At 56.8% G+C, this 21,950-nt stretch carries 34 protein-coding genes; 2 read left to right on the forward strand and 32 right to left on the reverse strand.

Features of this window, described 5'->3' with window-relative positions; translation table 11 throughout:
• Positions 1–61: 61 nt before the first annotated feature.
• On the forward strand, positions 62–616 hold the full coding sequence (locus tag HU811_RS08795; RefSeq protein ID WP_092459553.1) for a cysteine hydrolase family protein: 555 nt from the start codon (positions 62–64) through the stop codon (positions 614–616).
• Between the two features lie 107 nt (positions 617–723).
• Here the strand turns inward: HU811_RS08795 and HU811_RS08800 are convergent, their stop codons facing one another.
• Positions 724–1,242, reverse strand: coding sequence for a single-stranded DNA-binding protein (locus HU811_RS08800; RefSeq protein WP_047229766.1), 519 nt, complete (start codon positions 1,240–1,242; stop codon positions 724–726).
• A gap of 9 nt (positions 1,243–1,251) precedes the next feature.
• On the reverse strand, positions 1,252–2,649 hold the full coding sequence (locus tag HU811_RS08805; protein ID WP_186655351.1) for an MFS transporter: 1,398 nt from the start codon (positions 2,647–2,649) through the stop codon (positions 1,252–1,254).
• 179 nt (positions 2,650–2,828) lie between these two features.
• Between HU811_RS08805 and uvrA the strand changes: the two genes are divergently transcribed.
• Positions 2,829–5,663 (forward strand): excinuclease ABC subunit UvrA, encoded by a 2,835-nt coding sequence (gene uvrA / locus HU811_RS08810; protein WP_092394852.1) that lies wholly within the window; start codon positions 2,829–2,831, stop codon positions 5,661–5,663.
• A 102-nt stretch (positions 5,664–5,765) separates the two neighbouring features.
• Here uvrA and bfr read toward each other — a convergent pair whose 3' ends face one another.
• The 30 genes from bfr to rpsJ all read right to left on the reverse strand — a co-directional run bounded on the left by bfr (position 5,766) and on the right by rpsJ (position 21,765).
• Positions 5,766–6,230 (reverse strand): bacterioferritin, encoded by a 465-nt coding sequence (gene bfr, locus HU811_RS08815; RefSeq protein ID WP_025215751.1) that lies wholly within the window; start codon positions 6,228–6,230, stop codon positions 5,766–5,768.
• A gap of 157 nt (positions 6,231–6,387) precedes the next feature.
• Complete coding sequence (locus HU811_RS08820; protein WP_186655353.1) at positions 6,388–7,836, reverse strand: catalase; 1,449 nt, start codon at positions 7,834–7,836, stop codon at positions 6,388–6,390.
• Positions 7,837–8,059: 223 nt separating this feature from the next.
• Positions 8,060–8,446, reverse strand: a complete 387-nt coding sequence (rplQ, locus tag HU811_RS08825; protein ID WP_003186009.1) for a 50S ribosomal protein L17 — start codon at positions 8,444–8,446, stop codon at positions 8,060–8,062.
• Positions 8,447–8,488: 42 nt separating this feature from the next.
• Positions 8,489–9,490, reverse strand: coding sequence for a DNA-directed RNA polymerase subunit alpha (locus tag HU811_RS08830; RefSeq protein WP_003186012.1), 1,002 nt, complete (start codon positions 9,488–9,490; stop codon positions 8,489–8,491).
• A 22-nt stretch (positions 9,491–9,512) separates the two neighbouring features.
• Positions 9,513–10,133: a 30S ribosomal protein S4 gene (gene rpsD, locus HU811_RS08835; RefSeq protein ID WP_003176404.1), complete on the reverse strand. Its 621-nt coding sequence runs from the start codon at positions 10,131–10,133 to the stop codon at positions 9,513–9,515.
• Between the two features lie 18 nt (positions 10,134–10,151).
• Positions 10,152–10,541: a 30S ribosomal protein S11 gene (gene rpsK / locus HU811_RS08840; protein WP_002555466.1), complete on the reverse strand. Its 390-nt coding sequence runs from the start codon at positions 10,539–10,541 to the stop codon at positions 10,152–10,154.
• 30 nt (positions 10,542–10,571) lie between these two features.
• Complete coding sequence (gene rpsM, locus HU811_RS08845) at positions 10,572–10,928, reverse strand: 30S ribosomal protein S13 (protein WP_047229770.1); 357 nt, start codon at positions 10,926–10,928, stop codon at positions 10,572–10,574.
• 130 nt (positions 10,929–11,058) lie between these two features.
• Positions 11,059–11,175, reverse strand: a complete 117-nt coding sequence (gene rpmJ, locus HU811_RS08850) for a 50S ribosomal protein L36 (protein WP_002555468.1) — start codon at positions 11,173–11,175, stop codon at positions 11,059–11,061.
• Between the two features lie 30 nt (positions 11,176–11,205).
• The gene (gene secY / locus HU811_RS08855) at positions 11,206–12,534 is read right to left on the reverse strand and encodes a preprotein translocase subunit SecY (RefSeq protein WP_047229771.1); all 1,329 of its coding nucleotides are present in this window, start codon (positions 12,532–12,534) and stop codon (positions 11,206–11,208) included.
• Entirely contained in the window at positions 12,535–12,972 is a 438-nt protein-coding gene (gene rplO / locus HU811_RS08860) for a 50S ribosomal protein L15 (RefSeq protein WP_003186032.1), read from the reverse strand.
• Between the two features lie 3 nt (positions 12,973–12,975).
• On the reverse strand, positions 12,976–13,152 hold the full coding sequence (rpmD, locus tag HU811_RS08865) for a 50S ribosomal protein L30 (RefSeq protein WP_003186033.1): 177 nt from the start codon (positions 13,150–13,152) through the stop codon (positions 12,976–12,978).
• A 2-nt stretch (positions 13,153–13,154) separates the two neighbouring features.
• Positions 13,155–13,655: a 30S ribosomal protein S5 gene (gene rpsE, locus HU811_RS08870; RefSeq protein WP_003186035.1), complete on the reverse strand. Its 501-nt coding sequence runs from the start codon at positions 13,653–13,655 to the stop codon at positions 13,155–13,157.
• Positions 13,656–13,658: 3 nt separating this feature from the next.
• Positions 13,659–14,009 carry a 50S ribosomal protein L18 gene (gene rplR, locus HU811_RS08875; protein WP_003186037.1) on the reverse strand — a complete coding sequence of 117 codons (351 nt, stop codon included), beginning with the start codon at positions 14,007–14,009 and terminating at the stop codon, positions 13,659–13,661.
• A gap of 10 nt (positions 14,010–14,019) precedes the next feature.
• Positions 14,020–14,553: a 50S ribosomal protein L6 gene (rplF, locus tag HU811_RS08880; protein ID WP_003186039.1), complete on the reverse strand. Its 534-nt coding sequence runs from the start codon at positions 14,551–14,553 to the stop codon at positions 14,020–14,022.
• A gap of 12 nt (positions 14,554–14,565) precedes the next feature.
• Positions 14,566–14,958, reverse strand: a complete 393-nt coding sequence (rpsH, locus tag HU811_RS08885; RefSeq protein WP_017848802.1) for a 30S ribosomal protein S8 — start codon at positions 14,956–14,958, stop codon at positions 14,566–14,568.
• Positions 14,959–15,168: 210 nt separating this feature from the next.
• The gene (gene rpsN / locus HU811_RS08890; RefSeq protein WP_003186042.1) at positions 15,169–15,474 is read right to left on the reverse strand and encodes a 30S ribosomal protein S14; all 306 of its coding nucleotides are present in this window, start codon (positions 15,472–15,474) and stop codon (positions 15,169–15,171) included.
• A gap of 13 nt (positions 15,475–15,487) precedes the next feature.
• On the reverse strand, positions 15,488–16,027 hold the full coding sequence (gene rplE, locus HU811_RS08895; protein ID WP_003186044.1) for a 50S ribosomal protein L5: 540 nt from the start codon (positions 16,025–16,027) through the stop codon (positions 15,488–15,490).
• A 20-nt stretch (positions 16,028–16,047) separates the two neighbouring features.
• Entirely contained in the window at positions 16,048–16,362 is a 315-nt protein-coding gene (gene rplX, locus HU811_RS08900) for a 50S ribosomal protein L24 (protein WP_003186046.1), read from the reverse strand.
• An 11-nt stretch (positions 16,363–16,373) separates the two neighbouring features.
• Positions 16,374–16,742 carry a 50S ribosomal protein L14 gene (gene rplN, locus HU811_RS08905; RefSeq protein ID WP_002555479.1) on the reverse strand — a complete coding sequence of 123 codons (369 nt, stop codon included), beginning with the start codon at positions 16,740–16,742 and terminating at the stop codon, positions 16,374–16,376.
• Between the two features lie 23 nt (positions 16,743–16,765).
• Positions 16,766–17,032, reverse strand: a complete 267-nt coding sequence (gene rpsQ, locus HU811_RS08910) for a 30S ribosomal protein S17 (protein ID WP_003194644.1) — start codon at positions 17,030–17,032, stop codon at positions 16,766–16,768.
• A gap of 2 nt (positions 17,033–17,034) precedes the next feature.
• Positions 17,035–17,226, reverse strand: coding sequence for a 50S ribosomal protein L29 (gene rpmC, locus HU811_RS08915; RefSeq protein WP_002555481.1), 192 nt, complete (start codon positions 17,224–17,226; stop codon positions 17,035–17,037).
• The gene (rplP, locus tag HU811_RS08920) at positions 17,226–17,639 is read right to left on the reverse strand and encodes a 50S ribosomal protein L16 (RefSeq protein WP_003186052.1); all 414 of its coding nucleotides are present in this window, start codon (positions 17,637–17,639) and stop codon (positions 17,226–17,228) included. Before rplP ends, rpmC begins: the two co-directional genes overlap by 1 nt.
• A gap of 12 nt (positions 17,640–17,651) precedes the next feature.
• The gene (rpsC, locus tag HU811_RS08925; protein ID WP_003176422.1) at positions 17,652–18,338 is read right to left on the reverse strand and encodes a 30S ribosomal protein S3; all 687 of its coding nucleotides are present in this window, start codon (positions 18,336–18,338) and stop codon (positions 17,652–17,654) included.
• Positions 18,339–18,351: 13 nt separating this feature from the next.
• Positions 18,352–18,684: a 50S ribosomal protein L22 gene (rplV, locus tag HU811_RS08930; RefSeq protein ID WP_003103908.1), complete on the reverse strand. Its 333-nt coding sequence runs from the start codon at positions 18,682–18,684 to the stop codon at positions 18,352–18,354.
• Between the two features lie 11 nt (positions 18,685–18,695).
• Positions 18,696–18,971 carry a 30S ribosomal protein S19 gene (rpsS, locus tag HU811_RS08935; protein ID WP_002555486.1) on the reverse strand — a complete coding sequence of 92 codons (276 nt, stop codon included), beginning with the start codon at positions 18,969–18,971 and terminating at the stop codon, positions 18,696–18,698.
• A 16-nt stretch (positions 18,972–18,987) separates the two neighbouring features.
• Positions 18,988–19,812 carry a 50S ribosomal protein L2 gene (rplB, locus tag HU811_RS08940; RefSeq protein WP_003186055.1) on the reverse strand — a complete coding sequence of 275 codons (825 nt, stop codon included), beginning with the start codon at positions 19,810–19,812 and terminating at the stop codon, positions 18,988–18,990.
• Positions 19,813–19,826: 14 nt separating this feature from the next.
• Positions 19,827–20,126: a 50S ribosomal protein L23 gene (gene rplW, locus HU811_RS08945; protein ID WP_002555488.1), complete on the reverse strand. Its 300-nt coding sequence runs from the start codon at positions 20,124–20,126 to the stop codon at positions 19,827–19,829.
• Positions 20,123–20,725 (reverse strand): 50S ribosomal protein L4, encoded by a 603-nt coding sequence (gene rplD / locus HU811_RS08950; protein ID WP_003186057.1) that lies wholly within the window; start codon positions 20,723–20,725, stop codon positions 20,123–20,125. Before rplD ends, rplW begins: the two co-directional genes overlap by 4 nt.
• Positions 20,726–20,737: 12 nt before the next feature.
• Positions 20,738–21,373 carry a 50S ribosomal protein L3 gene (rplC, locus tag HU811_RS08955; protein ID WP_003186059.1) on the reverse strand — a complete coding sequence of 212 codons (636 nt, stop codon included), beginning with the start codon at positions 21,371–21,373 and terminating at the stop codon, positions 20,738–20,740.
• A gap of 80 nt (positions 21,374–21,453) precedes the next feature.
• Complete coding sequence (rpsJ, locus tag HU811_RS08960) at positions 21,454–21,765, reverse strand: 30S ribosomal protein S10 (protein ID WP_003186070.1); 312 nt, start codon at positions 21,763–21,765, stop codon at positions 21,454–21,456.
• Positions 21,766–21,950 lie beyond the last annotated feature (185 nt).

Raw genomic sequence — 21,950 nt, forward strand, 5'->3', positions numbered from 1 at the left:
ATTCTGAAACCGCTGGCATGAGCCAATACTGGCTTCAGACCCCACTGATCGAGGAAGCCTCATGTCCAAGCAAGCGCTCATCGTAGTCGATATCCAGAACGACTACTTCCCCCAGGGAAAATGGCCATTGGTCGATGCCGAAGCGGCCGCCGATAACGCCGCCAGACTGATCGAAGCCTTTCGCCAGGCCGCGGATCAGGTAGTGCACATTCGTCACGAATTCACCTCTGATTCCGCGCCGTTCTTCACCCCAGGCTCTGAAGGTGCTCAGTTGCATCCCAAAGTGCTCAACCGCGCCGACGAACCGGTGGTGCTCAAGCACTTCGTCAACTCGTTTCGCGAAACCCAATTGCAAGCCATCCTTGACCGTCACGACATTAAGCATCTGGTGATCGTCGGCAGCATGAGCCACATGTGCATCGACGGAGTCGCCCGGGCGGCGGCGGACATGGGCTATGAGGTCACGGTGATTCACGATGCCTGTGCCAGCCGCGATCTGGAATTCAATGGGCTCGTCGTCCCGGCGGCTCAAGTCCATGCGGCCTTCATGTCGGCGCTGGGGTTTGCCTATGCGGAGGTGGTGAGCACCGAACAGTTTTTGGCTGCCCGCCACTGAGTCATGCCTCAAGCGGCAAATTCAAGGCTAAAAAAAACCGCGCCTCGTAAACCGAAGCGCGGTTTTGTCTTTAGCTTGAAGCTCGCGGCTTGAAGCTTCCGGCTGCTTTAGAACGGAATATCGTCATCAAAGCTGTCGAAATCCGGAGCCGGTTGCGGCGCGGCCTGTTGTGGGGCCGCTGGGCGCTCACGCTGTGGCTGAGGCGCCGACTGCGGGCGAGGCGCCTGCTGGCGCGGAGCAGCCTGCTGGTAGTTGTTGCCACCTTGCTGCTGGTCACCCTGTGGACGACCGCCCAGCAGTTGCATGGTGCCTTGCATGTCGACCACGATTTCGGTGGTGTAGCGCTTGATGCCGTCTTTTTCCCACTCGCGGGTCTGTAGCTTGCCTTCGATGTACACCTGCGAACCCTTGCGCAGGTATTCGCCGGCGATTTCGGCCACCTTGCCGAACATCGACACGCGGTGCCATTCGGTCTTCTCGACCTTCTGGCCAGTCTGCTTGTCGGTCCACTGTTCGCTGGTCGCCAGACTCAGGTTGGTCACAGCGTTGCCATTGGGCAGGTAGCGAACTTCGGGATCCTGGCCGCAAGTACCGACCAATATGACTTTGTTAACCCCACGGGCCATAACGTTCTCCTAGGCTTCGCACGTGGTCGGGGCCGGGTTGTTCACCAGGCGCTCGAGCGTCGCGCGATCCAATAATTCGGTGTCCAGTTTGATATAAACGGCCGCTTCGTCGGCGACCACCACTGCATCGGTTACTCCAACGACGGCCTTAAGGCGCTCGGTCAGGCCTGCTTCGCGGATGGCTTCGGGCGACAACGGCAAGCGCAGGCTCGTCACATACGGAGGTTCGCGCATGGTAACAGCAAAGGCCAGCCAAAGTGCAGCCAGCGCGGCGCATCCCAGGAACACAACCGACAAACCGCCATGCTGGAACAGCCAGCCGCCGAGGATCCCGCCCAACGCCGAACCGAGGAACTGGCTGGTGGAGTACACCCCCATCGCCGTGCCTTTGCCGCCCGCCGGTGAAACCTTGCTGATCAGCGACGGCAGCGACGCCTCCAGCAGATTGAACGCGGTGAAGAACACCACTGTTCCGATCACCAGGGCCCGCAGGCTGTCGCCGAACCGCCAGAAGAATAGCTCAGTGAGCATCAGCGTCACGACGGCGCCGAGCAAAACTCGTTTCATTTTGCGTCGTTTCTCGCCGTAGATGATGAACGGGATCATGGCGAAAAACGAAATCAGCAGCGCAGTCAGGTAAACCCACCAATGCTGCTCCTTGGGCAAGCCGGCCTTCTCCACCAGCGCCAGCGGCAAGGCCACGAAGCTGGACATCAACATGGCGTGAAGCACGAAGATGCCCAGGTCCAGGCGCAGCAGATCCGGGTGCTTGAGCGTCGGAATCAGCGCTTGGCGAGCCACCCCGGATTCGCGGTGCTGCAACGGCCCGGTCGAGCGCGGCACCATGAACGCCACGATCAGGATGCCCACCAGCGCCATGCCTCCCGTGACCAGGAACAGGCCCGACAAGCCAAAGGCGCGGGTCAGCAACGGCCCAACCACCATGGCGACGGCGAACGACAGCCCGATCGTCATGCCGATCATGGCCATGGCCTTGGTCCGATGCTGTTCGCGGGTCAGGTCCGAGAGCAAAGCCATGACGGCCGCGGAAATTGCCCCGGCACCTTGCAGGATGCGTCCGGCGATCACGCCCCAGATCGAATCGGCATTGGCCGCCAGCACACTGCCCAGGGCAAAGATAATCAAGCCCAGGTAGATGACCGGACGCCGGCCGATGCGGTCGGAAATGACCCCGAACGGGATCTGGAAAATCGCCTGGGTCAGGCCGTACGCGCCAATCGCCAACCCGATGAGGGCCGGGGTCGCGCCAGCCAGATCCATGCCATAGGTCGCCAGCACCGGCAACACCATGAACATGCCCAGCATACGGAAGGCGAACACAAGGGCCAGACCGCTTGCCGCGCGGGTCTCGCCGCTGCTCATGCGTTCGCTGTGGGGATCGTGCATGGAAAAACCTCGTGTGAACCGGCGGCGATTCTACCAGTCCCATCGATTGAGGGGGTATATGGCGACCGTTTGCCGCGCAGTCTTCATGTATGACTGCAAACGCACTTTCAATAGTGTGCATCCATCCAGTATTTGCCCGTATACTCCTACGTTTTCGACGCCCGCCGAGCGAGGCCACTTTGGACAAGATCCTGATTCGTGGGGCCCGTACCCACAACCTGAAGAACATCGACCTGACCCTGCCACGGGACAAGCTGATCGTCATCACCGGCCTGTCCGGATCCGGCAAATCATCCCTGGCCTTCGACACCCTGTACGCTGAAGGCCAGCGCCGCTATGTCGAATCGCTGTCGGCCTACGCCCGGCAGTTCCTGTCGATGATGGAAAAACCCGACGTCGACACCATCGAAGGCCTGTCGCCGGCGATTTCCATCGAACAGAAGTCGACTTCCCACAACCCGCGATCCACCGTCGGCACCATCACCGAGATCTACGACTACCTGCGTCTGCTGTATGCGCGGGTCGGTATTCCCCGGTGTCCCGACCACGACATCCCGCTGGAAGCCCAGACCGTCAGCCAGATGGTCGACCTGGTGCTGGCGCAGCCCGAAGGCAGCAAGTTGATGCTGCTGGCGCCGGTCATCCGCGAGCGCAAGGGCGAGCACCTGATGGTCTTCGAAGAACTGCGCGCCCAAGGCTTCGTTCGGGCACGGGTCAACGGCAAGCTGTGTGAGCTGGACGAACTGCCGAAGCTGGATAAACAGAAAAAGCATTCGATCGATGTGGTGGTTGACCGCTTCAAGGTCCGGGCCGACCTGCAGCAGCGCCTGGCCGAATCCTTCGAGACGGCGCTGAAACTGGCCGACGGCATCGCCCTGGTAGCGCCGATGGACGACGAGCCCGGCGAGGAAATCATCTTCTCGGCGCGCTTCGCCTGCCCGATCTGCGGCCACGCCATCAGCGAGCTGGAACCCAAGCTGTTCTCCTTCAACAACCCGGCCGGCGCGTGCCCGACCTGCGATGGCCTGGGGGTCAAGCAGTTCTTCGACACCAAGCGCCTGGTCAATGGCGAACTGACCCTGGCCGAGGGTGCAATTCGCGGCTGGGACCGGCGTAACGTCTACTACTTCCAGATGCTCGGGTCGCTGGCGGCCCATTACAAGTTCAGCCTGGACAAACCCTTCAACGAACTGCCCGCCGACCAGCAGAAATTCATCCTGCACGGCAGCGGTTCACAAAGTGTCGACTTCAAATACCTGAACGACCGTGGCGATATCGTCAAACGCTCCCACCCGTTCGAAGGCATCGTGCCGAACCTGGAGCGGCGTTATCGTGAGACCGAATCGGCCAGCGTGCGCGAAGAACTGGCCAAGTTCCTCAGCACCCAGCCTTGCCCCGATTGCCGCGGTACCCGTTTGCGTCGGGAGGCGCGGCATGTGTGGGTCGGTGAGAAAACCCTGCCAGCAGTCACCAATCTGCCGATTGGCGACGCCACCGACTACTTCGGCGGCTTGAAGCTCACTGGCCGCCGGGGCGAAATTGCCGACAAGATCCTCAAGGAAATTCGCGAGCGCTTGCAATTTCTGGTGAACGTCGGCCTGGACTACCTGACCCTCGATCGCAGCGCAGATACCCTGTCTGGCGGCGAAGCCCAGCGTATCCGCCTGGCCAGCCAGATCGGTGCCGGCCTGGTGGGGGTGATGTACATCCTCGACGAACCGTCCATTGGCCTGCACCAGCGGGACAATGATCGGTTGCTGGGAACCTTGAAGCACCTGCGGGACATCGGCAACACGGTGATCGTGGTCGAGCATGACGAAGACGCGATCCGCCTGGCCGATTACGTGGTGGACATCGGCCCGGGTGCGGGCGTGCATGGCGGGCATATCGTCGCCCAAGGCACGGCCGCCGAAGTCATGGCGCATCCTGACTCCCTGACTGGTAAATACCTGTCGGGCCGGGTAAAGATCAAGGTGCCGGCCAAGCGTACGCCGCGCAACAAGAAGCTGTCGCTGAGCCTCAAGGGCGCCCGTGGCAACAACTTGCGCAACGTCGACCTGGACATCCCGATTGGCCTGCTGACGTGCGTGACCGGCGTGTCCGGTTCCGGCAAATCGACGCTGATCAACAACACCCTGTTCCCCCTCAGCGCCACCGCCCTGAACGGCGCTACGACCCTGGAAGCCGCCGCCCACGACAGCATCAAGGGCCTGGAGCATCTGGACAAGGTTGTCGACATCGACCAGAGCCCCATCGGCCGCACACCGCGCTCCAACCCGGCGACTTATACCGGGCTGTTCACGCCCATCCGCGAACTGTTCGCCGGCGTGCCGGAGTCCCGTTCGCGCGGCTATGGCCCGGGGCGTTTCTCGTTCAACGTCAAGGGCGGGCGCTGCGAAGCCTGCCAGGGCGACGGCCTGATCAAGGTCGAAATGCACTTCTTGCCGGACATCTATGTGCCGTGCGATGTGTGCAAGAGCAAGCGCTACAACCGCGAAACCCTGGAGATCAAGTACAAGGGCAAGAATATCCACGAAACCCTCGAGATGACCATCGAAGAGGCCCGGGTGTTCTTCGACGCGGTGCCGGCACTGGCGCGCAAGCTCCAGACGCTGATGGATGTGGGGCTGTCGTACATCAAGCTTGGCCAATCGGCGACGACGTTGTCCGGCGGCGAGGCCCAGCGGGTCAAGCTGTCTCGCGAGCTGTCCAAGCGCGATACCGGCAAGACCCTGTACATCCTCGACGAGCCGACCACGGGTTTGCACTTCGCGGATATCCAGCAATTGCTCGACGTCCTACATCGCCTTCGCGACCATGGCAACACCGTGGTGGTGATCGAGCACAACCTGGATGTGATCAAGACCGCGGACTGGCTGGTGGACCTGGGCCCGGAAGGCGGCTCCAAGGGTGGTCAGATCATCGCGGTGGGTACGCCCGAGGAAGTGGCCGAGATGAAGCAATCGCACACTGGCTACTACCTCAAGCCGTTGCTGGAGCGTGACCGGGACTGATTCCTGCCCGGACACGAAAAAGCCCCTGTCATCTCATCGATGGCAGGGGCTTTTGCTTTTCTTCTGTGGGAGCGAGCAAGCTCGCTCCCACAATTATCGCGATTAGAACTGCGACTGCAGGTAATTCTCCAACCCGATCAACTTGATCAAGCCCAGCTGCTTCTCGAGCCAGTAGGTATGGTCTTCTTCGGTGTCGTTGAGCTGGATGCGCAGGATCTCGCGGGTCACGTAATCGTTGTGCTGTTCGCAGAGCTCAATGCCCTTGCACAGCGCGGCACGGACTTTGTATTCCAGGCGCAGGTCGGCAGCGAGCATGTCTGGCACCGTGGTGCCGATGTCCAGATCATCCGGGCGCATGCGTGGCGTACCTTCGAGCATCAGGATCCGGCGCATCAACGCATCGGCGTGCTGTGCCTCTTCTTCCATCTCATGATTGATACGTTCGTAGAGCTCGGTAAAACCCCAGTCCTCGTACATCCGCGAGTGGATGAAATATTGATCACGGGCTGCCAGTTCGCCTGTCAGCAGCGTGTTGAGGTAATCGATTACGTCTGGGTGACCTTGCATCGCCCTACATCTCCACAAGCTTTGAAGGCTCTAGTTTGAACCAAGCTGACCGCAAGGTCACTCGCCTATCGCAATAAAAGCGAAGAAAATCTGAGAAAAGCCGGTTAAATAACGCAAAAACCGCCCAATTGAGGGCGGTTCTGCTTCTCGTTTAGACTTAGTTAAGCTGTACGCCCAACGCTTTGGCGATGCCTTCACCATAAGCGACATCCGCTTTGAAGAAGTGCTGCAGCTGACGATCGACAACATCCGCCGATACACCGGCCATCGCACCCGCGATGTTGCTGATCAGCAGCGCTTTCTGGGCATCATTCATCAAGCGGAACAGCGCACCGGCGTGACTGTAGTAGTCGGTATCTTCGCGGTGATCGTAACGGTCTGCCGAACCACCGAGCGCCAGGGCCGGTTCAGCATAACGCGGAGCCTGCTTGGGCGCCTCGACGTAGCTGTTAGGCTCGTAGTTCGGTGCCGCACCGCCATTGCTGCCGAACGCCATGGCTCCGTCGCGCTGGTAAGTGTTGACCGGGCTGCGCGGGGCGTTGACTGGCAATTGCTGGTGATTGGTGCCCACACGGTAGCGGTGCGCATCAGCGTAGGCGAATACACGACCTTGCAGCATGCGATCTGGTGAAAGGCCAACCCCTGGAACCATATTGCTCGGGCCGAACGTAGCCTGCTCAACCTCAGCGAAGTAGTTCAGCGGGTTACGGTTGAGTTCCAGCTCGCCGACCTCGATCAACGGAAACTCTTTTTGCGACCAGGTCTTGGTCACGTCGAACGGATTCTCGTAATGGGCCGCCGCTTGGGCCTCGGTCATGATCTGGATGCAGACGCTCCACTTCGGGAAATCACCACGCTCGATCGCATTGAACAGATCACGCTGAGCGTAATCCGGGTCGGTGCCCGCCAGGCGCGCAGCTTCAGCCGGCGTCAGGTTCTTGATCCCTTGCTTGGTCTTGTAGTGCCATTTCACCCAGTGACGCTCACCCTGGGCGCTGATCAGACTATAGGTGTGGCTGCCAAAGCCGTGCATGTGACGGTAGCCATCGGGAATGCCACGATCAGAGAACAGAATGGTGACCTGGTGCAAAGCCTCCGGCGAATGCGACCAGAAATCCCACATCATTTGGGCACTTTTCAGATTGCTCTGGGGCAGGCGCTTCTGTGTATGGATGAAGTCGGGGAATTTCAGCGGATCGCGGATAAAGAACACAGGGGTGTTGTTACCCACGATGTCCCAGTTACCGTCCTCGGTGTAGAACTTCAGGGCGAAACCGCGTGGGTCGCGCTCAGTATCCGCAGAGCCACGCTCGCCACCCACGGTGGAAAAACGCAGGAACGTTGGGGTCTGCTTGCCGACCGACTCAAACAGCTTGGCGCTGGTGTACTGGGTGATATCCCGGGTTACGGTAAATGTGCCGTAAGCGCCTGATCCCTTGGCGTGTACACGGCGCTCGGGAATGTTCTCGCGATTGAAGTGAGCGAGCTTCTCGATAAGGTGGAAGTCGTCGAGCAACAGCGGGCCACGCGGGCCAGCGGAGCGAGAGTTCTGGTTATCGGCGACAGGAGCGCCACTGGCGGTCGTAAGCGTTTTGGTCTGGCTCATGCTCAATCTTCCTAGGTCGGTCTTCAAACTGCCGGCTAATCGGCTGGAAAGGAGTATTGATCATGTTAATGACAGTATCCAAATTCATTAAATCATGGACATCGATAGTCATTATCTAACGATGCCTTATTGCCTGCGCGACCCCAGACAAAGAGGTGACTGATACTTTTTGACCGGGCACAAAAAACCGGGCACAAGGCCCGGTTTTTTGTATGTTGCCGACTTACTCAGCGGATACAGCTTCACCGCTGGTAGCACGATCAACCAACTCGACGTACGCCATAGGCGCGTTGTCGCCAGCGCGGAAACCGCACTTGAGGATGCGCAGGTAGCCACCCTCACGGGTAGCATAACGCTTACCCAGGTCGTTGAAGAGCTTACCAACGATAGCTTTCGAACGAGTACGGTCGAAAGCCAGACGGCGGTTAGCCAGACTATCTGTCTTGGCCAAAGTGATCAGCGGCTCAGCAACGCGGCGCAGTTCTTTGGCTTTCGGCAGTGTAGTTTTGATCAGCTCGTGCTCGAACAGCGACACCGCCATGTTTTGGAACATGGCCTTGCGGTGCGAGCTGGTGCGGCTCAGGTGACGACCACTTTTACGATGACGCATGGTTCATTCCTTACCAAACACAACGTTCGGTGATTACGACGATCAGGCAGTCGCCTTGTCGTCCTTCTTAAGACTTGCAGGCGGCCAGTTGTCGAGGCGCATGCCGAGGGACAGACCGCGGGAGGCCAGAACGTCCTTGATTTCAGTCAAGGATTTCTTGCCAAGGTTCGGAGTCTTCAACAGCTCTACTTCGGTGCGCTGAATCAGGTCGCCGATGTAGTAGATGTTTTCCGCCTTAAGGCAGTTAGCCGAACGTACAGTCAGTTCCAGATCGTCAACCGGGCGAAGCAGGATCGGATCAATCTCGTCTTCCTGCTCGACAACCACTGGCTCACTGTCACCCTTGAGGTCGACGAACGCAGCCAACTGCTGTTGCAGAATGGTTGCAGCGCGGCGAATGGCCTCTTCAGGATCCAGGGTACCGTTGGTTTCCAGATCAATAACCAGCTTGTCCAGGTTGGTACGCTGTTCGACACGGGCGTTTTCCACCACGTATGCGATACGGCGAACCGGGCTGAACGAAGAGTCAAGCTGCAAGCGACCGATGCTGCGGCTTTCGTCTTCATCGCTCTGACGCGAGTCTGCCGGCTCATAACCACGACCACGAGCTACGGTGAGCTTCATGTTCAGGGCGCCGTTAGACGCCAGGTTAGCGATTACGTGATCGGGGTTAACGATCTCGACATCATGATCCAGCTGAATATCGGCAGCGGTAACCACCCCCGAACCCTTCTTCGACAAGGTCAGCGTAACTTCGTCACGACCGTGCAGCTTGATAGCCAGACCTTTAAGGTTCAACAGGATTTCAATTACATCTTCCTGTACACCTTCGATGGCGCTGTACTCATGGAGCACACCGTCAATCTCGGCCTCGACTACTGCACAGCCGGGCATTGAGGACAACAGGATGCGGCGCAGCGCGTTGCCCAGGGTGTGGCCAAAACCACGCTCGAGAGGCTCGAGTGTGATCTTGGCGCGGGTTGGACTGACAACCTGCACATCAATATGGCGGGGTGTCAGGAACTCATTTACCGAAATCTGCATGGATGCACCTATTTTCTAGCCCTTACTTGGAGTAGAGCTCGACAATCAGGCTTTCGTTGATGTCGGCGGACAGATCACTGCGAGCAGGAACGTTCTTGAAAACGCCCGACTTCTTCTCAGTGTCTACTTCTACCCATTCTACGCGGCCACGTTGGGCACACAGATCGAGAGCTTGGACAATGCGAAGTTGGTTCTTTGCTTTCTCGCGAACAGCAACCACGTCACCAGCACGAACCTGGTAGGACGGAACGTTTACGGTCTGACCGTTAACGCTGATCGACTTGTGCGATACCAGCTGACGGGATTCGGCACGAGTAGAACCGAAACCCATACGGTATACAACGTTGTCCAGACGGCATTCGAGCAGTTGCAACAGGTTTTCGCCGGTTGCGCCCTTCTTGCCAGCTGCTTCTTTGTAGTAGCCGCTGAATTGACGCTCGAGAACGCCGTAGATACGACGGACCTTCTGCTTTTCACGCAGTTGGGTGCCGTAATCGGACTGGCGACCGCGGCGTTGGCCGTGGATACCAGGTGCTGCTTCAATGTTGCACTTCGATTCGATCGCGCGCACGCCGCTCTTCAGAAAGAGATCGGTGCCTTCGCGACGAGCGAGTTTGCATTTTGGACCAATGTAACGAGCCATTCTTTACAATCTCCTGGATTACACGCGGCGCTTCTTCGGCGGACGGCACCCGTTGTGCGGGATTGGCGTCACGTCGGTGATGCTGGCGATCTTGTAGCCACAGCCGTTCAAAGCGCGGACTGCGGATTCACGACCCGGACCTGGACCCTTGACGTTGACGTCGAGGTTTTTCAGGCCGTATTCCAGCGCAGCTTGACCAGCACGCTCAGCAGCTACTTGAGCAGCGAACGGGGTGGACTTGCGGGAACCGCGGAAACCCGAACCACCGGAGGTTGCCCAGGAAAGAGCGTTACCTTGACGGTCGGTAATGGTCACGATGGTGTTGTTAAAAGAAGCATGGATGTGGGCGATGCCATCAACCACTGTCTTTTTAACTTTTTTACGAGGACGAGCAGCAGGTTTTGCCATGATTAAATTCCTGTCGATTCGCTGGGGCGATTACTTGCGGATCGGCTTACGCGGACCTTTACGGGTACGCGCGTTGGTCTTGGTACGCTGACCGCGTACTGGAAGACCACGACGATGACGCAGACCGCGATAGCAACCGAGGTCCATCAAGCGCTTGATTTTCATGTTGATTTCGCGACGCAGGTCACCTTCAGTGGTGAACTTCGCCACTTCGCCACGCAGCTGTTCAATCTGCTCGTCGCTCAGATCTTTGATCTTTGCCGCTGGGTTGACCCCAGACACTGCACAAATTTTCTGTGCAGTAGTGCGACCAACACCATAGATGTAGGTCAGCGAGATAACAGTATGCTTGTTATCTGGAATGTTAACGCCTGCAATACGGGCCATTCAGTGGGACTCCAATTGACAGCTACCTACGCCCCGGAAGCCAAGAAATAGGGCGCGAGATAATATCGCTGTAATAACAAATAATCAACCCGGCAGCGCACTAGCTGCCGGGCTTAAAGCACAATCACACTCAGCCTTGGCGCTGTTTGTGACGCGGTTCCGCGCTGCAAATTACCCGAACAACGCCTTCGCGGCGAATAATCTTGCAGTTACGGCACAGCTTTTTCACCGATGCACGAACTTTCATCACCAACTCCTCGAACCTTATGGACGCTACTCAGCGCAACATGCCGCTGCCGTAGCCCTTCAGGTTGGCTTTCTTCATCAGGGATTCGTACTGGTGCGAAACGAGGTGCGATTGTACTTGGGACATGAAGTCCATCACAACCACGACCACGATCAGCAACGAGGTCCCGCCAAGGTAGAACGGAACATTTGCTGCAACCACCAGGAACTGGGGAAGCAAGCAAACGGCCGTCATATAGAGAGCACCGAACAAGGTCAAACGAGTCAAAACGCCATCAATGTAGCGCGCCGACTGCTCGCCTGGACGGATACCCGGAATAAAGGCACCGGACTTCTTCAGGTTTTCCGCTACGTCTTTCGGATTGAACATCAACGCCGTATAGAAGAAGCAGAAGAAAATAATCCCTGCACTAAACAGCAGAATATTCAACGGCTGACCAGGAGCGATCGACTGCGAGATGTCCTGCAGCCAGCCCATACCTTCAGACTGACCAAACCAGGCACCCAGCGAAGCCGGGAACAGCAAAATGCTGCTCGCAAAAATAGCCGGGATAACACCGGCCATATTCACCTTCAGCGGCAAGTGGCTAGTCTGCGCAGCAAATACCTTGCGGCCCTGCTGACGCTTGGCGTAGTGAACAGCTATACGACGCTGACCACGCTCAATGAACACCACGAAACCGATAATCGCTACTGCCAGCAAACCGATCGCAACCAGGGCAAAAATGTTGATGTCACCCTGACGCGCAGACTCGAAAGACTGCCCGATCGCTCTCGGAAGACCGGCGACGATACCTGCGAAAATCAACATCGAGATACCGTTGCCAACACCACGCTCAGTAATCTGCTCACCCAGCCACATCATGAACATCGCACCCGCCACAAACGTGGTTACCGCGACGAAATGGAAGCCAAAGTCACCAGTGAACGCTACGCCTTGCCCTGCCAGACCGATGGACATGCCAACAGCCTGGACAAGAGCAAGGACGACGGTGAGGTAGCGGGTGTACTGGCTGATCTTGCGACGGCCAGCTTCACCTTCCTTCTTCAACTGTTCCAGCTGTGGGCTGACGGCGGTCATCAGTTGCATGATGATCGATGCCGAGATGTACGGCATGATCCCCAGAGCAAAGATACTCATCCGTTCCAGCGCACCGCCGGAAAACATGTTGAACAAGCTAAGAATGGTCCCCTCATTCTGTCGAAACAGGTCCGCGAGTCGGTCCGGGTTGATACCTGGAACCGGGATGTGTGCGCCTATTCGGTAGACGATAATCGCCAGGAACAGAAAACGCAGACGAGCCCAGAGTTCAGACATACCGCCTTTGCCGAGCGCAGAGAGAGCACCTTGCTTAGCCATTTATTCCTCGAACTTGCCGCCAGCTGCTTCGATAGCCGCACGCGCACCTTTGGTGGCGCCGATTCCCTTTCCGATGGTGACAGCGCGAGCAACTTCGCCCGACAGCATGATTTTCACACGCTGTACGTTCTGGTTGATCACGTTGGCATCCTTCAGGGACTGCACGGTGACGATGTCGCCATCCACTTTAGCCAGCTCGGACAGACGCACTTCTGCGCGATCCATGGCCTTCAGGGAAACGAAACCGAACTTCGGCAGGCGACGATGCAGCGGCTGTTGACCGCCTTCAAAGCCTGGAGCAATGGTGCCACCGGAGCGGGAGGTCTGACCTTTGTGGCCACGGCCACCGGTCTTGCCCAAACCACTACCGATACCACGGCCCGGACGATGCTTTTCGCGACGGGAACCCGGCGCTGGACTCAGATCATTGAGTTTCATCGATTAACCCTCTACACGCAGCATGTAGTAGGCCTTGTTGATCATCCCGCGATTCTCGGGAGTATCCAGGACCTCTACAGTGTGACCGATGCGACGCAGACCCAGACCCTTAACGCACAGTTTGTGGTTAGGGATGCGGCCGGTCATGCTTTTGATCAGCGTAACTTTTACGGTAGCCATGATCAGAAGATCTCCTTGACGCTTTTGCCACGCTTGGCGGCAATGGATTCAGGAGACTGCATTGCTTTCAAACCCTTGAAAGTGGCGTGAACCACGTTTACCGGGTTAGTCGAGCCGTAGCACTTGGCCAGAACGTTCTGAACGCCAGCAACTTCGAGGACAGCACGCATAGCGCCGCCAGCGATGATACCGGTACCTTCAGAAGCAGGCTGCATGTACACCTTCGAAGCGCCATGGGCAGACTTCATTGCGTACTGCAGAGTGGTGCCGTTCAGATCAACCTGGATCATGTTGCGGCGAGCAGCTTCCATTGCCTTCTGGATCGCAGCAGGCACTTCACGCGACTTGCCACGGCCGAAGCCAACACGCCCTTTACCATCACCTACCACGGTCAACGCGGTGAAAGTGAAGATACGGCCGCCTTTAACGGTTTTGGCTACGCGGTTAACTTGAACCAGCTTCTCGATGTAGCCTTCGTCGCGCTTTTGGTCGTTATTTGACATAACTTAGAACTCCAGCCCAGCTTCACGAGCAGCATCAGCCAGCGCCTTGACGCGGCCGTGGTACTTGAAGCCAGAGCGGTCGAAAGCCACCTGCGAGACGCCAGCGGCTTTAGCACGCGTAGCGACCAGCTGGCCAACCTTAGTGGCCGCGTCGATGTTGCCAGTGGCGCCATCACGCAGTTCTTTATCCAAAGTCGAGGCACTTGCCAGGACTTTGTTGCCGTCGGCCGAAATGACCTGGGCGTAGATGTGCTGCGACGAGCGGAACACGCAGAGACGCACGACTTCGAGTTCGTGCATTTTCAGGCGTGCTTTGCGAGCGCGACGCAGTCGAGTAACTTTTTTGTCGGTCATTTGCTATGCCCTACTTCTTCTTGGCTTCTTTACGACGGACGACTTCGTCCGCGTAGCGCACACCTTTGCCTTTGTACGGCTCTGGTGGACGGAAGTCGCGGATCTCGGCGGCCACTTGACCTACCAGCTGCTTGTCGATGCCCTTGATCAGGATATCGGTCTGGCTAGGAGTCTCAGCGGTGATGCCTTCCGGCAGTTCATAATCCACTGGGTGCGAGAAGCCAAGAGCCAGGTTCAGCACTGTGCCTTTTGCTTGCGCCTTGTAACCAACACCGACCAGCTGGAGCTTGCGCTCGAAGCCTTGGCTTACGCCTTGGACCATGTTGTTTACCAACGCACGAGTGGTACCAGCCATTGCGCGAGTCTGTTGATCGCCATTGCGAGCAGCGAAACGCAGCTCACCAGCTTCTTCAACGATCTCAACGGACGAATGGATGTTCAGTTGCAGAGTGCCCTTGGCACCCTTCACCGAAAGCTGTTGGCCTGCGAATTTGACTTCGACACCGGCTGGCAGCTTAACGGGGTTCTTAGCGACGCGTGACATGCTTATCCCCCCTTAGAACACAGTGCAAAGAACTTCGCCGCCGACACCGGCAGCGCGCGCAGCACGATCCGTCATCACACCCTTGTTGGTGGAGACGATAGACACACCGAGACCGCCACGAACTTTTGGCAGATCCTCGACGGACTTGTACTGACGCAGGCCTGGACGGCTAACGCGCTTCACTTCCTCGATGACCGGACGGCCTTCGAAGTACTTCAGCTCGATGGACAGCAGTGGCTTGATTTCGCTGCTGATCTGATAACCCGCAATGTAACCTTCGTCCTTCAGGACTTTGGCAACAGCTACCTTCAAAGTAGAAGATGGCATGCTTACGACGGACTTTTCAGCCATCTGGGCATTACGGATACGAGTTAGCATGTCCGCTAACGGGTCCTGCATACTCATGGGCTAGACGCTCCTAATACACAAAAAATTAGCCTTTCGGCTACTACGTGTCGCCGAGTACATCCGCGCGATAAAAGCACGGGCTCAGGCGAGCCGGGTATTCTAGACACACCCCACAAATGAATCAAGCCCCAAAAGGGGCTTGATTCAAGTTCAAGGTCACCGGCGGTCAGGATCTTGCGACCCCGAACACCGAGACATTGACAGTGCTTACCAGCTGGCTTTAACCAGACCTGGAACGTCACCACGCATTGCAGCTTGACGCAGCATGTTACGGCCGAGGCCGAACTTGCGGTACACGCCGTGCGGACGACCAGTCAGGCGGCAGCGGTTACGCATGCGCGAAGCGCTTGCGTCACGTGGCTGCTTCTGCAGTGCTACGGTAGCTTCCCAACGTGCTTCTGGACTTGCGTTCAGATCAACGATGATAGCTTTCAGCGCTGCACGCTTGGTGGCGTACTTGGCAACGGTGAGCTGACGCTTCAGCTCACGGTTTTTCATGCTCTTCTTGGCCATTTTCCTACTCCAATCAGTTGCGGAACGGGAATTTGAAAGCGCGCAGCAGTGCGCGACCTTCGTCATCCGTCCGAGCAGTGGTGGTCAGGGTAATGTCCAGACCGCGGAGAGCGTCGATCTTGTCGTAATCGATTTCCGGGAAAATGATCTGCTCTTTAACGCCCATGCTGTAGTTACCACGACCATCGAAGGACTTGGCATTCAGGCCGCGGAAGTCGCGAACCCGAGGCAGGGAGATCGACAGCAGACGATCCAGGAACTCGTACATACGCTCACGGCGCAGGGTCACTTTGACGCCGATCGGCCAACCTTCACGGACTTTAAAGCCAGCGATGGATTTCCGAGCGTAAGTCACAACGACTTTCTGACCGGTGATCTTTTCCAGGTCAGCAACAGCGTGCTCGATGACTTTTTTGTCGCCGATCGCTTCGCCCAGACCCATGTTCAGGGTGATTTTGGTAACGCGCGGAACTTCCATCACGTTCGAAAGCTTAAGTTCTTCCTTAAGCTTCGGTGCGATTTCCTTCCGGTAAATCTCTTTTAGTCGTGCCATGGTCTTCTACCTAGCAGTGTTCAAGCATCAACCGCTTTTTGGGTCGACTTGAAGACACGAATTTTCTTACCGTCTTCTACTTTGAAACCAACGCGGTCAGCCTTGTTGGTTTCGCCGTTGAAAATGGCGACGTTGGAAGCGTGCAGTGGCGCTTCTTTCTCGACGATACCGCCCTGTACGCCCGACATCGGGTTAGGCTTGGTATGGCGCTTGACCAGGTTCAGGCCACCAACAACCAGACGGTTGTCAGCGAGAACCTTCAGCACCTTACCGCGCTTACCCTTGTCCTTGCCGGCGATCACGATGATCTCGTCGTCACGACGAATCTTTTGCATGTCGGATCTCCTTACAGCACTTCTGGGGCGAGCGAGACGATCTTCATGAACTTCTCAGTACGAAGCTCACGGGTCACTGGCCCAAAGATACGGGTGCCGATTGGCTCTTGCTTGTTGTTCAACAGAACAGCAGCGTTGCCATCAAAGCGGATGATGGAGCCGTCAGCGCGACGAACACCGTGGCGAGTGCGGACTACAACAGCAGTCATCACTTGGCCTTTTTTCACCTTACCGCGAGGAATTGCTTCCTTGACGGTAACTTTGATGATGTCACCAATACCAGCGTAACGACGATGGGAGCCACCCAGCACCTTGATGCACATAACACGGCGAGCGCCGCTGTTATCGGCCACATCGAGCATGGATTGAGTCTGAATCATATAATTTCTCCGACCCCTAGCCCTTAGACTTCCACAGCGCGTTCGAGAACATCAACCAGCGCCCAAGACTTGGTCTTGGCCATCGGACGAGTTTCACGAATAGTGACTTTGTCGCCGATGTGGCACTGATTGGTTTCGTCGTGCGCGTGCAGCTTAGTCGAACGCTTAACGTATTTACCGTAGATCGGGTGCTTAACGCGACGCTCGATCAGAACGGTGATGGTTTTGTCCATCTTGTCGCTGACAACACGGCCAGTCAGCGTACGGACAGTTTTTTCGGCTTCAGCCATGATTACTTACCTGCCTGCTGGTTGAGCACAGTTTTCACGCGAGCGATGTCACGCTTAACTTGCGAGAGCAGATGAGACTGCCCCAACTGGCCAGTTGCTTTCTGCATACGCAGATTGAACTGGTCGCGCAGCAGGCCGAGCAGTTGCTCGTTCAGCTGCTGTGCTGATTTTTCACGAAGTTCATTCGCTTTCATCACATCACCGTCCGTTTAACAAAGGAGGTGGCGAGCGGCAGCTTTGCAGCAGCCAGGGCGAAAGCCTCACGCGCCAGCTCTTCAGAAACACCCTCGATTTCATACAGGACTTTGCCTGGCTGAATCTGGGCAACCCAGTACTCCACGTTACCCTTACCTTTACCCATCCGAACTTCGAGTGGCTTCTTGGTGACAGGCTTGTCCGGGAATACACGGATCCAGATCTTGCCGCCACGTTTTACGTGACGGGTCAGAGCACGACGCGCTGACTCGATCTGACGAGCGGTGAGACGACCACGAGCAACAGACTTCAGCGCGAACTCGCCGAAGCTGACTTTGCTACCGCGCAATGCCAGGCCACGGTTGTGACCGGTCATCTGCTTGCGGAACTTCGTACGCTTTGGTTGCAACATTTGGCGTACCCCTTACTTAGCAGCTTTTTTACGAGGCGCTGGTGCTTGTGGCTTCAGCTCTTCTTGGCGACCACCAATTACTTCGCCTTTGAAGATCCAAACCTTTACACCGATCACACCGTAGGTGGTGTGAGCTTCGTAGTTGGCATAGTCGATGTCGGCACGCAGGGTGTGCAGTGGCACACGACCTTCGCGATACCATTCAGTACGTGCGATTTCAGCACCGCCGAGACGACCGCTCACTTGGATTTTGATGCCTTTGGCACCAATGCGCATTGCGTTCTGTACAGCGCGCTTCATAGCGCGACGGAACATTACACGACGCTCCAGCTGCTGAGCTACGCTCTGCGCAACCAGCATACCGTCGAGCTCCGGCTTGCGGATCTCTTCGATATTGATGTGCACAGGCACACCCATTTGCTTGGTCAGGTCCTGACGCAGCTTCTCAACATCTTCACCTTTCTTCCCGATAACGATACCTGGACGAGCAGTGTGGATGGTGATGCGTGCAGTCTGCGCCGGACGATGGATATCGATACGGCTTACGGACGCGCTTTTTAGTTTGTCTTGGAGATACTCACGCACCTTCAGATCAGCGAACAAGTAGTCCGCATAAGTCCGACCGTCTGCGTACCAGACGGAGGTGTGCTCCTTGACGATTCCCAGGCGAATGCCAATGGGATGTACTTTCTGACCCATCTCTTCGACTCCGTTACTTGTCAGCAACCTTGACAGTGATATGGCAAGACCGCTTGACGATGCGATCAGCACGGCCTTTGGCACGTGGCATGATGCGCTTCAGCGAACGCCCTTCGTTGACGAAAACGGTGCTGACCTTCAGGTCATCAACGTCTGCGCCTTCGTTATGCTCGGCGTTGGCTACGGCCGACTCCAGCACTTTCTTCATGATCTCGGCGGCTTTCTTACTGCTGAAAGCCAACAGGTTGAGCGCTTCGCCCACCTTCTTCCCGCGGATCTGGTCGGCGACCAAGCGGGCTTTCTGGGCGGAGATTCGAGCGCCCGACAACTTAGCGGCTACTTCCATTTCCTTACCCCTTAACGCTTGGCTTTCTTGTCAGCCACGTGCCCACGGTATGTGCGGGTACCGGCAAACTCGCCCAGTTTGTGGCCGACCATGTCTTCGTTAACGAGAACTGGGACGTGTTGGCGACCGTTGTGTACTGCGATGGTCAGACCGACCATTTGTGGCAGGATCATCGAACGGCGCGACCAGGTTTTAACTGGTTTGCGATCGTTCTTTTCCGCCGCCACTTCGATCTTCTTCAGTAGGTGAAGATCAATAAAAGGACCTTTTTTCAGAGAACGTGGCACTGTCGTATCCCTCTATTTACTTGCGACGACGGACGATCATTTTGTCGGTACGCTTATTACCACGAGTCTTCGCGCCCTTAGTCGGGAAGCCCCATGGCGATACCGGATGACGACCACCAGAGGTACGACCTTCACCACCACCATGTGGGTGGTCAACCGGGTTCATGGCAACACCACGAACGGTTGGGCGAACGCCACGCCAGCGCTTGGCACCAGCTTTACCCAACGAACGCAGGCTGTGCTCGGAGTTCGAGACTTCGCCCAGGGTCGCACGGCACTCAGCCAGTACTTTACGCATCTCACCAGAACGCAGACGCAGGGTCACGTAGACACCTTCACGAGCGATCAACTGAGCCGAAGCACCAGCGGAACGAGCGATCTGTGCGCCTTTACCTGGCTTCAATTCGATGCCGTGTACGGTGCTACCAACTGGAATGTTACGCAGTTGCAGAGCGTTGCCCGGCTTGATCGGCGCCAAGGCACCTGCGATCAGCTGGTCGCCAGCACTCACGCCTTTAGGGGCGATGATGTAGCGACGCTCGCCATCTGCGTACAGCAGCAGAGCGATGTGAGCAGTACGGTTTGGATCGTATTCGATACGCTCGACGGTGGCAGCGATGCCATCCTTGTCGTTGCGACGGAAGTCGACCAGACGATAATGCTGCTTATGACCACCACCGATGTGACGAGTGGTAATACGGCCATTGTTGTTACGACCACCAGACTTCGATTTTTTCTCGAGCAGCGGTGCGTGAGGAGCGCCTTTATGCAGCTCCTGGTTGACCACCTTGACCACAAAACGGCGGCCAGGGGAAGTCGGTTTGCATTTAACGATTGCCATGATGCACCCCTTCCTTACTCAGCACTGCTGCTGAAATCGAGATCTTGGCCTGGCTGAAGGGAGATAACTGCCTTCTTCCAGTCATTACGCTTGCCCAGACCGCGAGCAGTGCGCTTGCTCTTACCCAGAACGTTCAGGGTAGTAACGCGCTCTACTTTCACGCTGAACAGGCTTTCGACGGCCTTCTTGATTTCCAGCTTGGTTGCATCGGTAGCAACCTTGAAAACGAACTGGCCTTTCTTGTCTGCCAGAACCGTAGCCTTCTCGGAAACGTGCGGGCCAAGCAGAACTTTAAATACGCGTTCCTGGTTCATCCCAGCAGCTCCTCGAATTTCTTCACGGCCGACACGGTGATCAACACCTTGTCGTATGCGATCAGACTGACCGGATCGGAACCTTGCACGTCACGAACATCAACGTGTGGCAGGTTGCGAGCAGCCAGGTACAGGTTCTGATCAACAGCGTCAGACACGATCAGGACGTCAGTCAGGCCCATGCCATTCAGCTTGTTCAGCAGATCTTTGGTTTTCGGTGCTTCAACAGCGAAGTCCTGAACCACGACCAGACGATCAGTACGCACCAGCTCAGCAAGGATGGAACGCATTGCTGCGCGATACATCTTCTTGTTCAGCTTCTGGGAGTGATCCTGAGGACGAGCCGCAAAAGTGGTACCGCCGCCACGCCAGATTGGGCTACGGATAGTACCGGCACGAGCACGGCCAGTACCTTTCTGACGCCATGGGCGCTTACCGCCACCAGAAACGTCGGAACGGGTCTTTTGCTGCTTGCTACCTTGACGGCCGCCAGCCATGTAGGCCACGACTGCTTGGTGAACCAGCGTCTCGTTGAATTCGCCGCCAAATGTCAGTTCGGAAACTTCGATCGCTTGAGCGTCATTTACATTTAATTGCATGTCAGCTTCCCCTTAACCGCGAGCCTTGGCTGCTGGACGTACAACCAAGTTGCCGCCAGTAGCGCCAGGAACAGCGCCCTTGACCAACAACAGATTGCGTTCAGCGTCCACGCGCACTACTTCGAGGGACTGCACGGTCACGCGCTCAGCGCCCATATGACCGGACATTTTTTTGCCCTTGAATACACGACCAGGAGTCTGGCACTGGCCGATAGAGCCTGGAACGCGGTGGGATACGGAGTTACCGTGGGTGTTATCTTGCCCGCGGAAGTTCCAACGCTTGATCGTACCCTGGAAGCCTTTACCCTTGGACTGACCGGTTACATCAACCAGTTGACCAGCAGCGAAGATTTCAGCGTTGATCAGATCGCCGGCCTGGTACTCGCCTTCTTCAAGGCGGAATTCCATTACGGTACGACCAGCGGCAACGTTCGCCTTGGCGAAGTGGCCAGCTTGAGCAGCTGTTACACGCGAAGCACGACGCTCGCCGACAGTGACTTGCACTGCACGATAGCCATCGGTCTCTTCAGTTTTGAACTGGGTGACGCGATTCGGCTCGATCTCAATGACCGTGACCGGAATGGAGACACCTTCTTCGGTGAAAATACGGGTCATACCGCATTTACGACCGACTACACCAATAGTCATGTTGTAAACCTCATGAGTGTACGGGGCTTTCACCCGCTATGGCCGCCCATTTCAGAGCGTTACACGACCAAGACCGAGTCTTAGCCGAGGCTGATCTGCACTTCCACACCGGCCGCAAGATCAAGCTTCATAAGTGCATCAACGGTTTTATCCGTTGGCTGGACGATGTCCAGAACGCGCTTATGAGTACGGATCTCGTACTGGTCACGCGCGTCTTTGTTGACGTGCGGGGAGACCAGAACGGTGAACCGCTCTTTACGGGTAGGCAGTGGAATTGGACCACGCACTTGAGCACCAGTACGTTTCGCGGTTTCCACGATTTCCTGGGTGGATTGGTCGATCAGGCGATGGTCAAAAGCCTTCAACCTGATACGGATTTGCTGATTTTGCATTGGATTTCAGACTCCGGCTGCTATTCCCACCGAGCGCAATACGCCCGTTAAAAGGAGGCGCAATTCTATAGACGCCCCTGATAGGTGTCAACCCAATAAAAAAGCCCCCGCTAGGCGGGGGCTCTTCAACTCATCGAGCTGACTCTACAAGAGACTTACTCGATGACTTTGGCTACGACGCCAGC

It is taken from the genome of Pseudomonas tehranensis (assembly GCF_014268615.1).
In the GTDB taxonomy this organism is placed as follows: domain Bacteria; phylum Pseudomonadota; class Gammaproteobacteria; order Pseudomonadales; family Pseudomonadaceae; genus Aquipseudomonas; species Aquipseudomonas tehranensis.

Excerpts from the sequence above, each read along its gene's own strand:
- rplX (WP_003186046.1), bottom strand. The coding sequence starts at position 16,362 with ATGCAAAAGATTCGTCGTGACGACGAGATCATCGTGATCGCCGGCAAG.
- rplW (WP_002555488.1), bottom strand. The coding sequence starts at position 20,126 with ATGAACCAGGAACGCGTATTTAAAGTTCTGCTTGGCCCGCACGTTTCC.
- rplD (WP_003186057.1), bottom strand. The coding sequence starts at position 20,725 with ATGCAATTAAATGTAAATGACGCTCAAGCGATCGAAGTTTCCGAACTG.
- rpsM (WP_047229770.1), bottom strand. The coding sequence starts at position 10,928 with ATGGCCCGTATTGCAGGCGTTAACATTCCAGATAACAAGCATACTGTT.
- HU811_RS08795 (WP_092459553.1), top strand. The coding sequence starts at position 62 with ATGTCCAAGCAAGCGCTCATCGTAGTCGATATCCAGAACGACTACTTC.
- rplF (WP_003186039.1), bottom strand. The coding sequence starts at position 14,553 with ATGTCACGCGTCGCTAAGAACCCCGTTAAGCTGCCAGCCGGTGTCGAA.
- rpsC (WP_003176422.1), bottom strand. The coding sequence starts at position 18,338 with ATGGGTCAGAAAGTACATCCCATTGGCATTCGCCTGGGAATCGTCAAG.
- rpsJ (WP_003186070.1), bottom strand. The coding sequence starts at position 21,765 with ATGCAAAATCAGCAAATCCGTATCAGGTTGAAGGCTTTTGACCATCGC.
- rplP (WP_003186052.1), bottom strand. The coding sequence starts at position 17,639 with ATGTTGCAACCAAAGCGTACGAAGTTCCGCAAGCAGATGACCGGTCAC.
- rplR (WP_003186037.1), bottom strand. The coding sequence starts at position 14,009 with ATGACCGACAAAAAAGTTACTCGACTGCGTCGCGCTCGCAAAGCACGC.
- rpmJ (WP_002555468.1), bottom strand. The coding sequence starts at position 11,175 with ATGAAAGTTCGTGCATCGGTGAAAAAGCTGTGCCGTAACTGCAAGATT.
- rplQ (WP_003186009.1), bottom strand. The coding sequence starts at position 8,446 with ATGCGTCATCGTAAAAGTGGTCGTCACCTGAGCCGCACCAGCTCGCAC.
- rpsN (WP_003186042.1), bottom strand. The coding sequence starts at position 15,474 with ATGGCCAAGAAGAGCATGAAAAACCGTGAGCTGAAGCGTCAGCTCACC.
- rplN (WP_002555479.1), bottom strand. The coding sequence starts at position 16,742 with ATGATTCAGACTCAATCCATGCTCGATGTGGCCGATAACAGCGGCGCT.
- HU811_RS08800 (WP_047229766.1), bottom strand. The coding sequence starts at position 1,242 with ATGGCCCGTGGGGTTAACAAAGTCATATTGGTCGGTACTTGCGGCCAG.
- HU811_RS08820 (WP_186655353.1), bottom strand. The coding sequence starts at position 7,836 with ATGAGCCAGACCAAAACGCTTACGACCGCCAGTGGCGCTCCTGTCGCC.
- rpmC (WP_002555481.1), bottom strand. The coding sequence starts at position 17,226 with ATGAAAGCGAATGAACTTCGTGAAAAATCAGCACAGCAGCTGAACGAG.
- rplV (WP_003103908.1), bottom strand. The coding sequence starts at position 18,684 with ATGGAAGTAGCCGCTAAGTTGTCGGGCGCTCGAATCTCCGCCCAGAAA.
- HU811_RS08805 (WP_186655351.1), bottom strand. The coding sequence starts at position 2,649 with ATGCACGATCCCCACAGCGAACGCATGAGCAGCGGCGAGACCCGCGCG.
- bfr (WP_025215751.1), bottom strand. The coding sequence starts at position 6,230 with ATGCAAGGTCACCCAGACGTAATCGATTACCTCAACACGCTGCTGACA.
- rplB (WP_003186055.1), bottom strand. The coding sequence starts at position 19,812 with ATGGCAATCGTTAAATGCAAACCGACTTCCCCTGGCCGCCGTTTTGTG.
- HU811_RS08830 (WP_003186012.1), bottom strand. The coding sequence starts at position 9,490 with ATGCAGATTTCGGTAAATGAGTTCCTGACACCCCGCCATATTGATGTG.
- rpsE (WP_003186035.1), bottom strand. The coding sequence starts at position 13,655 with ATGTCAAATAACGACCAAAAGCGCGACGAAGGCTACATCGAGAAGCTG.
- rpsH (WP_017848802.1), bottom strand. The coding sequence starts at position 14,958 with ATGAGTATGCAGGACCCGTTAGCGGACATGCTAACTCGTATCCGTAAT.
- rpsD (WP_003176404.1), bottom strand. The coding sequence starts at position 10,133 with ATGGCTCGTTACATTGGTCCAAAATGCAAACTCGCTCGTCGCGAAGGC.
- rpsQ (WP_003194644.1), bottom strand. The coding sequence starts at position 17,032 with ATGGCTGAAGCCGAAAAAACTGTCCGTACGCTGACTGGCCGTGTTGTC.
- rpsK (WP_002555466.1), bottom strand. The coding sequence starts at position 10,541 with ATGGCAAAACCTGCTGCTCGTCCTCGTAAAAAAGTTAAAAAGACAGTG.
- rplE (WP_003186044.1), bottom strand. The coding sequence starts at position 16,027 with ATGGCACGACTAAAAGAGATTTACCGGAAGGAAATCGCACCGAAGCTT.
- rplO (WP_003186032.1), bottom strand. The coding sequence starts at position 12,972 with ATGAAACTCAATGATCTGAGTCCAGCGCCGGGTTCCCGTCGCGAAAAG.
- rplC (WP_003186059.1), bottom strand. The coding sequence starts at position 21,373 with ATGACTATTGGTGTAGTCGGTCGTAAATGCGGTATGACCCGTATTTTC.
- rpmD (WP_003186033.1), bottom strand. The coding sequence starts at position 13,152 with ATGGCTACCGTAAAAGTTACGCTGATCAAAAGCATGACCGGCCGCATC.
- secY (WP_047229771.1), bottom strand. The coding sequence starts at position 12,534 with ATGGCTAAGCAAGGTGCTCTCTCTGCGCTCGGCAAAGGCGGTATGTCT.